The following is a 10,506-nucleotide window of genomic DNA, read 5'->3' as shown; positions in this document are numbered from 1 at the left end:
GCCGGCACGGCAACAACGGTGGATTGTCTCCCGTGGACTTCGAAAAGCAGTATTTTAAGCAGCTGTCAGGTGTCTAGAATATCGGGGGCTTGCCAGTGATCGGGGATGGCCTTGTCCAATGACAATCGAGCGAACAGCCGCATGGACGCGATCTCATACAGCGCGTCTTCCATGGCGGGGTCACTGAGGGTATACCACTGCTGCATGCAGTGAATGCGAAGCATTGTAGACAAGGGATACGGTCGACGACCATTGCCAGCCTTGGGATAATGAGGCTCGATGACGGCTTCGAGACGCGCCCACGGGATCAGCTTGTCCATTCGGCCCAGAAACTTTTCCTTGCGGGTTTGACGGCGCTTGTTGCTGAACTCGCTGTCCGCGAATGTAAGTTGCTGATCCATCGGTGCGTCCTCAATCGTGTACAGCGGGCATTATCCCATGCAGTGGACTTATTCGCAGCTTCCTTAAGTAAGAACCTCTATCTAATTTGGAATCGGATGTCGTCCGGCAGCTATTTCCCACCGTCCGTCAAAGCAGTTCCAATTCCGAAGAAAAGTGGAGGAGAAAGATTGCTCGGGGTACCCACGGTTAGCGATCGTATAGCGCAAACTGTGGTTACTATGACGCTGGAACCTATCCTGGAACCTGTCTTTCATGTGGACTCGTACGGGTATCGGCGCGGGAAATCCCCGCATGATGCGCTTGCGATCACGCGAAAGCGGTGCTGGGAAAGGGACTGGGTGCTGGAGTATGACATCCGTGGCTTGTTTGATCATATTGATCATGAGCTATTGCTCAAGGCCCTTGACCACCATTGCTCTGAATCCTGGGTGCTGCTGTATGTGAGGCGCTGGCTAACGGCACCGATGCAGACGAAAGATGGTAAGCAGGAACGACGGAACGTTGGCACACCACAAGGTGGCCCGTTATCGCCAGTTCTGGCAAACCTGTTTCTGCATTATGCATTGGATCGTTGGCTGACCGTTCGTCATCCGGATATCCCATTCTGCCGATATGCAGATGACGGAATACTGCGTTGTCGAAGTGAGCGTGAGGCTCAGTATCTGCATTCCCAGCTAGATATGCGTGAGGTGGACCCAATAGCTATTCACAGAGATGCCCAACAAACGAGTATACTGGCCTGTGTTTGTCCAGGCTGCTCGGATAAATCACCATCAGCTCCTTGCTAAGGCCAGGCTCACTCACGGGAATAGCCACCAGACTTCCATTTTGGACCTCCTCCCGTACAGAACTTTCAAGCACCAACGATGCGCCAAGTCCGACCTTAACCGCTTGCTTGACGGCTTCGGTGCTACCCAGCTGCATAGATACCGTCGGAAATGGCCCATGCTCACCGAAGTAGGTCGCCAAAAGCCGGCCAGTGCCGGTGCCGGGTTCGCCGCCGATCAGAGCCATGTTAGACAGCGTATCGCGGTCGATATCGGTTCGACGGGCTAACGGGTGACCAGGCGGAACGATTAGAACAACGGGCTCGTTACGCCACGCCTGAGCATGGAATCCGGGTAGATCATGCCACCACTCCATAATCGCCACGTCCAGCTCACCGTCCGATAAATGCCGTGCAATAGTCGGATTGGAATCTATTACCACATCCACCTCGGGCCCTACGCCCAGCTCCTTGTAACGACGGATGTAGGGCTGGAGCATATAAATCCCAATATTGGAGCTCGCCCCAACGCGAAGTCGAGCCTCCATAATGGAAGATCTCGCCTGCTCCTCCAGCCGGAGCAGACTTCGGGCAAAAGGCAACAAGGTTAAGGCAGCCCGGGTTGGCTCACAGCCAGAGCGCCCCCTGTGGACCAATAAAACGCCAAGTTGGTTTTCGAGTTTTTGAAGGTGCTGGGACAGTGTGGGTTGTGCGATGTCCAACTGGCGGGCTGCGGCCTGAAACCCGTTGTGGTCCAGCACCGCCACGAAACTCTTCAGCCAGACAAGATTCAGCATGGGCCGCTCTCGCGGCCACTGGGATCATTGATCGCATCATCCGGCCGCTCACCCCGAAGCACTTGCAGAATGTTCCGAGCAGCGCGTTGCTCGATAGCCAGACGCACCTGGCTGACTGCCGATCCGATGTGAGCAGTAAACAGCGTGTTGGGGTGGGCCCTGAGCCCCTGGGCGATCTCCCTCGGACGATCTTCTCTCGCCCAATCTTCCATCTCAAACACATCAGCGGCGTACCCCCCCAACTGACCGGATTGAAGCGCTTGCAGAACACTACCCTCATCCACCACAGATCCACGGCAGGGATTGATAAGGAATGCGCCCGGTTTCATTCCTGTTAGCGTTTCGCGATTAATGGTGTGGAGGGTTTGCTCATTGAGCGCCAGTGCCAGGATCACAATATCTGACTGGGCCAGCAGCATCTTGAGGGGAGTATGGGACAAACCCAGTGCCTGCTCATGCTGCACGGGTAAACGTTCCGGCTGGGAATAGATTAAATCCGCTCCCCATCCGTTCAGGCGCTGCGCCACCGCTTGGCCGATGGCCCCCATACCCACAATACCAATCCGTGAGCCTTCGATCCCCTGCCCATAGAAGCGTGGTGTCCAGCCAGTAAATTCACCGGATCGAACGAAGTGGTCCGCCGCCTTGACTTGTCGGGTGAGACTGATCGTCAGCCCGACCGTTAGCTCTGCAGTAGGCACGGTTAGCAAATCCGGTACAAATGTCAGCCAAACCCCATGACGCGTGCAGGCATCCACATCAAAGTTGTCATAGCCTTTCAGGGCTGCACCAATCACCTTCAAGCGCGGACACCCCTGTAGGAACTCCTCTCCAACTCGGTCTGGCATGAACGCCATCATCGCATCAGCGTCTGCAACGCGCGCAGCCACTTCCTCCTGGGGCAACGTGGCGCCGGATTGGTTGGTGACCAGCTCGCAATCTTGGGCAAGTTCATCCAGAACACTGTCATGGATCTTATGGGTTATCACAACCTTGGGTTTCATCGACGTTCCTTATTTGAATTTCTTACGAAGGCGGCCACTGAGACTGTCCACGACGGTGACCATCAACAAGATGACAATGAGAATGGCGCTGACTTCCTGATACTGCATGATTCTCAGCGAGCCCATCAATTCGAAGCCAATACCACCGGCACCCACCATGCCCATTACGGTCGAGGCACGGAAATTGTATTCCCAGCGATAAATGGACACGTCCGCGAATTGAGGAAGTGCTTGTGGCAGCACGGCGTGATAGAGCACCTGCAAGCGAGTAGCGCCGGCAGCATCGGCCGCTTCCACTGGCGCCTCATCTACATGCTCAATCGCTTCGGCAAAAAACTTTCCAACCATGCCAATGGAGTGAAGACCGAGCGCCAGTACGCCAGGCAACGCCCCAAAACCAACAGCAGCCACGAAGATGATGCCCATGATCAGTTCCGGGACTGAACGCAAACCGTTTAAAAGGGTTCGAGTTACTTGGAACACCACCGGATGTGGAGAGGTGTTGCGCGCAGCCAGGAATGCCAGTGGCACAGACAAGGTTACTGCAATGGCAGTACCGGCAATGCTCATCGCAAGCGTGTCGATTAACGGCGACACCCAGCTGGCCACATTGGTGAAGTCAGGTGGAAGAGATTCGCCAATGAGTGTGCCTATGGCTGGCACGCCATTGGCAAGTGTATTGAAATTGAGCAGCCCTACGTACCAACTTGCGACAAAAATGATGAGCAGCACTAACAGCGACTGTCCGAGTTTTTTCCGCCAGCCTTTCGCGTGCTCATCCAGCACGGAGGCCGACGGGGCCGGCGACAGAGTCGCCGGTTCCGTCGTTGTATAGTTCATGGGGCACTCCTCACATTTTTGCGAAATCAAGATTGAGCAGGCCAGCCATAGCGCGGATGACATCGTAATCTTCGTCGGTAATTGCCGCGAATCCCTCAGCCTTCAGGTTGTCGAGAATCTCCGGGTCATCGATCTGCAGAAAGGCTTTCTGAATGTTGCTCTTCAGCTCAGGGGCCAGGTTCGAACGCATGGCCCAGGGGTATTGAGGAAAGTCACCGCTGTAGCCCAGCACTTTGACCTTGCTCCGATCAATCAAACTGCGGTCCATCACATGCTCGAAGATAACTTCGGACAACCCTCCGGCGTCGGCATTGCCATTGGCGACGTTAACCGCAACAGCGTCATGGCTACCGACGAAATGAGCCTCATAGTCCTTTCCGGCTTCGAGCCCTGCCTTCTCAAGGAGTACGGCCTTGGGGATCAGGTGGCTGGAAGTGGATGCGGGGTCACCGAAGGCCATTTTCTTGCCTTTGATATCCGCGAAGGAGTCAACGCCAGAGTCCGCATTGGCAATAATGATGGAGCGATAAGTCGGCTTCCCGTCTACCACCATGGCGGCAAAGGGTTCAATGTCACTCTTACTCTTGGCCATCACATAGGACAACGGACCAAAGTAAGCCAGGTCAATTCGGCCAAAACGCATGGCTTCGATCATGGAGGAGTAATCGGTGGTAACAATCAGTTCTACTTCCTTACCAAGAGTGGTTTCCAGGTAATCCTTCAAAGGTTGGTTTCGCTTGATCAGTTCTGACGCGTTCTCATCCGGCAGCAAGGCAACTTTCAAAAGATCAGGGTCTGTATCTGCGGCATGGGCTGAATCTGCGGCATGGGCTGACCAATGGATGCCGAGCATCATTATCAGAGCCAGCAAAGAGTGAATCATTGTCTTCATTGTGCTATCTCCAGTACGTCTGTCGTTATCGGGGTGGTCTTAGGTTTATGGATGGCTGGTTTGCCTTCCGCAGCTACCACGCTGGGTGAACGGTGGTAAATCTCGTCCAGGTGTTTCGATTTCAGGTTTTCAGGAGCATCGTCAAAAACGATATGAGCGTTCGAAAGGCCGATGATCCGGTCTGCAAAACGCTGGGCGTATTCCAATTGGTGCAAGGAAATAACCGCGGTGATTCCATCTTCCTGACAAATATCGCGCAGTAGGCCGAGTACCTTTTCAGAAGTGGCCGGATCCAGGCTGGCAACGGGCTCATCGGCAAGAATCATGGATGGTTGCTGCACCAATGCTCTGGCGATTCCAACCCGCTGCTGCTGGCCGCCGGACAACTGATCTACTCGGGAAAGCGCTTTGTCAGCCAGACCTACGCGGTCGAGGCATTGCAGAGCCAACTCCAGGTCCTGCCGGGGCAGGGGAAGCAGGCTTCGCCAAGTACCGTGATACGCAAGTCTGCCTGTCAGCACATTCTGTAACGCGGTGTATCGTTCGATCAGCTGGTGATGCTGGAACACCATGGCGGTGCGGCTGCGGTGCTGTCGCAGGATTCTACGGTTGGTCAGTTCACCAAACTCGCCAGACACAACCTTCCCGGTTGTGGGCTTAACCAGGTGATTCAGTGAACGAAGCAGAGTGGATTTACCCGCGCCTGAAAGTCCCAGTAGCACGGTGAATTCGCCCTTGTGAAAGTGAACGTTGGTGGGTTTGAGCGCGAGGACGTTTCCCGGGTAGGTTACGCCCATACTCTCGACTCGAAGCATCACATTGTTTGATTGAGTTGGCGCCACAGGATCACCTTTTGCAATAAATAAGCTCGCCGTATTGCGAGTTACAATTGAATGGTAAAGCTGAGAGATGACACCGTCGTGTCACTGACGTGACAGTTTGATGAAGTGCTTTTGGTTCGCAAGGATTTTCCGAAGGGCTCTGTGAAATACATGGAGCTCAGCCAAAGTGGAACGAGCCACCCAGGAGCTTAAGCAACAAAAATTGCGTTCCACCGTCAGTCGGCGAATCTCACGGTACAGTTCGTCCGTGCTGAGTTCATCGAATTGCTTACCGACTATACTCTTGCCTTCGAGGAGGTCGGACGCGCTCTCCAATAGGTCGCGCTTCCAGGTGCTGACTATGGTGGGGTGGATCTGGAAACGGGCAGCAATTCAAGGTGTGGCCTTAAGGGTGGGCAAGGACAGCCTTGCACTTACTAATTCGAAATAAAGTAAGCGAATATTACCCGGAGATATAAGCCAAATCCGGATGGCCAAAAAACGATTTCAATAGTCGTGGCAATTTTTGCAAACGTCGAAGCTGCCGGTAAACAGTGCTCCGAAGTTGTTCTTTGCTGTTAATGATCTTTTTACCGACGTGATGGTATTTGATATAGCCCCAAACAGACTCGTCAGGATTCAGCTCCGGCGAGTACGGCGGCAGGAAGAACAACCTGAGCTTGCCGTCGAGACTCTCAACATAGTCTCGAACCCGACGAGCATGATGAACCGGGTGGTTATCGAGGATCAGGAAAACCGGCTTGTCAACGTCTTGCACCAGAGCCTTGAGGAAACCAAGAAACGCATCGGTGTTCATGTTGCCCTGAATGGTCTTAAAGCGAAGCTCGCCGCGAGGCGAGATGGCCGAGATCAGATTGATGCTGAAGCGACTGCCCGTATTACGGATGATCGGAGTTTCACCCCTGGGTGCCCAGGTGGTGCCACTGTGATAATCAGACCGAATGCTGGCTTCATCGCCGAAATAGATGGTGGCGCCGACTTTTTTTGCTTCCTTGCGAATTTCCGGGTAGGTCTCTTCTTTCCATTGTTTCACGGCCTCTGGCTTTTGCTGGTAGGCCCGATGCAGGGGTTTCTGAGGCGTCAGCCCCAGGTTTCGAAGCAGACGACCGACCGAGACATCGCTTAACCGGACGTTGAACTTTTGCCGGATGAGCTCACGCACTCGGCCCCGAGTCCACAGGGCAAAATCAAACTTCAACTGGTCCGGCGTAAAGGTCGTTATCCAGATATACAGCTCCCGGATCTGAGCACCGCTCAGTTTCTTGGGACGACCGGAAATCTGCTTGGCCTTGAGCGCGTCAAAGCCACCCTCGCGGTAGGCAGCCAGCCATTCATAGATTCGTGCTCGGCTCATCCCCAGCGCTTTGATGACGACTTCTGGACTCTCGCCATCCATGACCCGTTGAACGGCGCGAACGCGAATGGCTTCTAATGTTTTGTGATCAAGTTTACGACCGTCATCGTGGCGCATGTGTGTAAATATCCGATAAGCTTGGCGAACGGAGCCTACATTATAAATGATGTTCGCTTACTTTCGAACCCATTAGTATATTAAGTCTGATACCATGTGGTCGGATCTAATCACAGGAAGCTGTCCAGCCGGATAACAACGCCCATTTCCTGAAACTTGCTATAGGTCTCAGTACCACTGCTCTGTCGAACCAGCCGCAAATCATTTTTCAGATACACCGGCTTGGCCGGTTTGGCCACTGCTTTCTTAGAAACCTGCTTAGGGGTAGGCTTTTCCTGTAAGGCTCGAATATGTGCAACCAGACCCAAAAGATCCTCATCCGGTTTCTCTTCAATAGCTTGTTCGGCCACCACGGGGGCTATGTCCGATCCAATACCCATTTGCATCAACATATCGATCAACTGTTGGGCTTTGCTGGCTTGTTGAGGCTCAGTAGAAGTATGTGGAAGCTCTGGATCAGCAACATGGATGCCAGATGCGCGAATAGTATCAGTTGGTATGTCCAAGTCAGCATAGGCCAGAATTTGTTCTTTTCTGCCACTTCGCAATGCCTTAATCATAGGGTGGATTAGCGAAAGCTCTTCATTGAAGACCTTTTCTACAAGAAGCTGATCGATCACCTCTCGTCTGGCCATGACAGCACGGGTCTGACAGAGATAGAACAGCGATACCGCTACATGAGGGATACCCTGGGTGAACTCCCAGAACAAGTCTTTCATCGGCTCAGTGAGTGGAGTCGGAGCTTCAAACCACTGCAGCTTCCAGAGCCTTTTGATGAAACGCTCCCACTCCGCGTCTTGTTCCGGCTTGTCTGAACGTTCGAAGCGGTTCCAGTTCAGACTGCCAAATTGGGCAGCCCTGCGAGCTGAACGCATGGTCGGTGTAAACAGATCCAGTGCTTTCGGGGTACCAATAAACAGCACCGGCACCTTGATCACATTGGTCAGGGTGACAAAGAAATTCAGCATTTTCTGGGAGCCTCCCGACTTGGATTTTTCCAAGTGCTGAATTTCATCGATAGCCAGCAAGCCTACCGAATGAAGCGCAACTACTCTCGCTACGTCACCTAGCATCGACTCTGCAGAAGAGCGCGATTTTACAAATAACTGTTGATAATCTGTGCCAAGGGCATCATCAACCGCTCTGAAAAAGTTGATGCAGAGATGCCTGACGGAACCATCATGGGGACACTCAACCTTCAGCCAAACCAGCTGGGTATGCTGATAGTCAGGGTGATATATCACTTGCGGATAGCAGCTCAGAATCGCCTCTACAGCTGTCGATTTACCTGTTCCCGAGCAGCCAATCACCGAACTAACCAGAGATTCATTGCCTGCATTACGGCTGGCAGATTTGAAGTCTGTATAACCAACAGTATCAAGATTACGTTGGTGGCTGGCATCGGCTATGTTCCGACTCAGGTAGCCCCGACGAATCATGCTCGAGAGCATTTGTTCCAGTTGCAAATGCGACTTGGTCGGATAGAGGAACTGATCCAATATCCTCATCATCGCATGGCGACGAATGTGCCCAGGCAGCTTCTTCTCACTGTCGCCAACCGTTGGATAACGATTTAGCTTCTTAGCCGTTTCCTGAGGGGAATTAATCGGCGGAAGTGCATTAATCAAAGGATGCCCAGCATAGTCGGGGATTTCGGCCTCGATGTAATGCGCCAGGGGATGCTTAATCATCTCCATCCTCCAAGAACGAATCCAGATCAGGATAATCCAGGCAGGGTTCACTTCGCGTTTTGATATCGATAACCAAAGCCTTATGGCCAGTGGAACTGGCAGAATCTGGCTTACTTAATGATGTACGCTGACGTTCTGCTGCCAACTCATCGCGCCGATTATCACGAATGCCCATCAACCTACGGCTCGCTGGCAGAGATGGCTTTGAGGGTTTCTTCGCTCGCTCACGTTGGACTATATGGTCGATAGCATCCAAGGTGTCGATACTTGAATAGTCTGCCCGCTGCTTGGCAGATGCCTGTGCTCTCTTTCTCTCATATTGCTTTTGAGCCGCTTCCACAAATGTCATTCCTCGATAGCTGCGGCTACGATCTGAAAGATCGCAGACCCAATACTCATCATCGCCAGCAACTGGTCTGATAAATATCTCATTGGTGTTTCGAGGATCAAAAGCTGCTTCAATTTTGGTTGGACGGTTCTGTTTGATCCGGTCGAACCATCCAGCTTTCAACGCTTCCTGGCATGTATAGTTGATTCCACGCAGTTTGATACCTACCTCAGAAATCGTTGCAGTTTCGTTTGGCAACAGGTTAATTCTGGCTAGCCTCTCGTCACAGGTACGCAGCTTTCCTGTCCGGTTGCTAACTCCCCAGTTCCAAAGCGCAATAGGAACAGCTGCCAGATCATTCGGCATATCCGGAGCGAAATCGTAGTCTTTTACGACATGACTGGTGTTATGGCGGAGTACAAGATGAATCATCATCTCCGTAAAAGCAGATAGGCCCAACTCTGCATCAAGCTCGTAGCGTTTCCCTGTCCGTTTTTTGCCATTAACAGGCTCTACCACTCCGCCAACATAGGGTTTGAACTCAGCTTGAATAGTGTTGAAGTGCCGCTCGCAGATACCCTTGTCATCGCCTCTATAGGCTCTGGTGTTGCTTAGTTGAATTCCAAATCGATTCACCAGTGTGTCAGCCTGACGGGAAAGCAGCTCACCTCTATCTGCCAGAATGCTGGCCGGAATACCGACTGCAGGCCAGTCACTATCAGTAATCTCAATACCGTAACGCGCGCAGTACTCAACCTTGCTGCAGAACGCATTCGCTAGAGCCATACCTGCAGTAACCCACGAGGGTGTTTCAAAGCCGATATACATACCTGCAATCATACGGCTGAATACATCCTTCACGAGATACAACACTGGACGCCCTACAATTTTTTCAGGGTCTTCATCTGAAACCAGATACAGATCCACTATGGTTGCGTCAATTTCGTAACGAGCTCCTGGGCCGAAATTATTGGTCGCTGCCGTACTGATTAGGGGTTTGATGTCTTTATCGTATGCCCGAGCTGGCATTCGACGTTTTTCAGCTTCATGCTTTCGATAGTTCTTAGAGTAGAAGTATTGAAGCTGGCCCCGTGTCGCCAATCGACCTGGTGTTATATCAGGGTAACGGGACCGCAGGAGGCCGTTGGCTTTATTGAGTACAACTGACATCGGCACTGGCTTTCCTACGAGATAGCTTGTCTCAATTGCCGTGCGAAATATATCCGCCACATCCTCAGTTACGACAAGTCCTTCCCCCGGTGAGACCGAACGCTTCCGGCCCAGCTTTTTGTCCAAATTTCGTCGTGGCTTGCCACTCCCTCCACATTGTTGATAGTCAGGTGCGAGAGCATTCGGAGACATCCCTCTTTGCCAGAAACTGCGTAAACCGCTGAAGGTTGCCACCCATTCCACGTGAAGCCTGCCACCCGGACCGGAGCAAGGCTGCCACCCATCGGAGCGTAGCGACGCGGG

Annotated in this window: 9 protein-coding genes and 1 pseudogene; 1 reads left to right on the top strand and 9 read right to left on the bottom strand. The window is 52.6% G+C overall.

What is annotated here, in order from left to right; translation table 11 throughout:
* Positions 1-98: 98 nt before the first annotated feature.
* A pseudogene (locus BY454_RS16040) lies at positions 99-401 on the bottom strand (transposase); the annotation flags it as partial.
* A 96-nt stretch (positions 402-497) separates the two neighbouring features.
* Between BY454_RS16040 and BY454_RS16035 the strand changes: the two are divergent.
* Complete coding sequence (locus tag BY454_RS16035) at positions 498-1,190, top strand: reverse transcriptase domain-containing protein (RefSeq protein ID WP_082780664.1); 693 nt, start codon at positions 498-500, stop codon at positions 1,188-1,190.
* On the opposite strand, the gene BY454_RS16030 is transcribed toward BY454_RS16035, so the two are convergent.
* The 8 genes from BY454_RS16030 to BY454_RS15990 all read right to left on the bottom strand — a co-directional run bounded on the left by BY454_RS16030 (position 1,105) and on the right by BY454_RS15990 (position 10,203).
* Complete coding sequence (locus BY454_RS16030) at positions 1,105-1,965, bottom strand: LysR family transcriptional regulator (protein WP_011783503.1); 861 nt, start codon at positions 1,963-1,965, stop codon at positions 1,105-1,107. The genes BY454_RS16035 and BY454_RS16030 overlap by 86 nt on opposite strands.
* Complete coding sequence (locus BY454_RS16025; RefSeq protein ID WP_104417573.1) at positions 1,959-2,969, bottom strand: phosphonate dehydrogenase; 1,011 nt, start codon at positions 2,967-2,969, stop codon at positions 1,959-1,961. Before BY454_RS16025 ends, BY454_RS16030 begins: the two co-directional genes overlap by 7 nt.
* Before the next feature lie 9 nt (positions 2,970-2,978).
* Positions 2,979-3,809 (bottom strand): phosphonate ABC transporter, permease protein PhnE, encoded by an 831-nt coding sequence (phnE, locus tag BY454_RS16020; RefSeq protein ID WP_011784781.1) that lies wholly within the window; start codon positions 3,807-3,809, stop codon positions 2,979-2,981.
* A gap of 10 nt (positions 3,810-3,819) precedes the next feature.
* Complete coding sequence (gene phnD / locus BY454_RS16015) at positions 3,820-4,701, bottom strand: phosphate/phosphite/phosphonate ABC transporter substrate-binding protein (protein WP_104417572.1); 882 nt, start codon at positions 4,699-4,701, stop codon at positions 3,820-3,822.
* Entirely contained in the window at positions 4,698-5,543 is an 846-nt protein-coding gene (gene phnC / locus BY454_RS16010; protein WP_219820662.1) for a phosphonate ABC transporter ATP-binding protein, read from the bottom strand. The genes phnD and phnC overlap by 4 nt, the downstream gene beginning before the upstream one ends.
* Positions 5,544-5,985: 442 nt before the next feature.
* Positions 5,986-7,014, bottom strand: a complete 1,029-nt coding sequence (locus tag BY454_RS16000) for an IS630 family transposase (protein WP_054645368.1) — start codon at positions 7,012-7,014, stop codon at positions 5,986-5,988.
* A 110-nt stretch (positions 7,015-7,124) separates the two neighbouring features.
* Positions 7,125-8,705 carry an ATP-binding protein gene (locus tag BY454_RS15995; RefSeq protein ID WP_027853439.1) on the bottom strand — a complete coding sequence of 527 codons (1,581 nt, stop codon included), beginning with the start codon at positions 8,703-8,705 and terminating at the stop codon, positions 7,125-7,127.
* Positions 8,698-10,203, bottom strand: coding sequence for a Mu transposase C-terminal domain-containing protein (locus tag BY454_RS15990; protein ID WP_181049735.1), 1,506 nt, complete (start codon positions 10,201-10,203; stop codon positions 8,698-8,700). Before BY454_RS15990 ends, BY454_RS15995 begins: the two co-directional genes overlap by 8 nt.
* Positions 10,204-10,506 lie beyond the last annotated feature (303 nt).

The sequence above is a fragment of the Marinobacter persicus genome, assembly GCF_002934325.1.
Lineage (GTDB): Bacteria > Pseudomonadota > Gammaproteobacteria > Pseudomonadales > Oleiphilaceae > Marinobacter > Marinobacter persicus_A.
The sequence above is the reverse complement of the archived record's forward strand: the minus strand, read 5'-3'. Positions and strand labels throughout refer to the sequence as shown.

Bases quoted from the DNA above. Each gene is read 5' to 3' on its own strand.
- BY454_RS16030 (WP_011783503.1), bottom strand. From the start codon at position 1,965: ATGCTGAATCTTGTCTGGCTGAAGAGTTTCGTGGCGGTGCTGGACCAC.
- BY454_RS15995 (WP_027853439.1), bottom strand. From the start codon at position 8,705: ATGATTAAGCATCCCCTGGCGCATTACATCGAGGCCGAAATCCCCGAC.
- phnD (WP_104417572.1), bottom strand. From the start codon at position 4,701: ATGAAGACAATGATTCACTCTTTGCTGGCTCTGATAATGATGCTCGGC.
- BY454_RS16000 (WP_054645368.1), bottom strand. From the start codon at position 7,014: ATGCGCCACGATGACGGTCGTAAACTTGATCACAAAACATTAGAAGCC.
- BY454_RS16035 (WP_082780664.1), top strand. From the start codon at position 498: ATGTCGTCCGGCAGCTATTTCCCACCGTCCGTCAAAGCAGTTCCAATT.
- BY454_RS15990 (WP_181049735.1), bottom strand. From the start codon at position 10,203: ATGTCAGTTGTACTCAATAAAGCCAACGGCCTCCTGCGGTCCCGTTAC.
- phnE (WP_011784781.1), bottom strand. From the start codon at position 3,809: ATGAACTATACAACGACGGAACCGGCGACTCTGTCGCCGGCCCCGTCG.
- BY454_RS16025 (WP_104417573.1), bottom strand. From the start codon at position 2,969: ATGAAACCCAAGGTTGTGATAACCCATAAGATCCATGACAGTGTTCTG.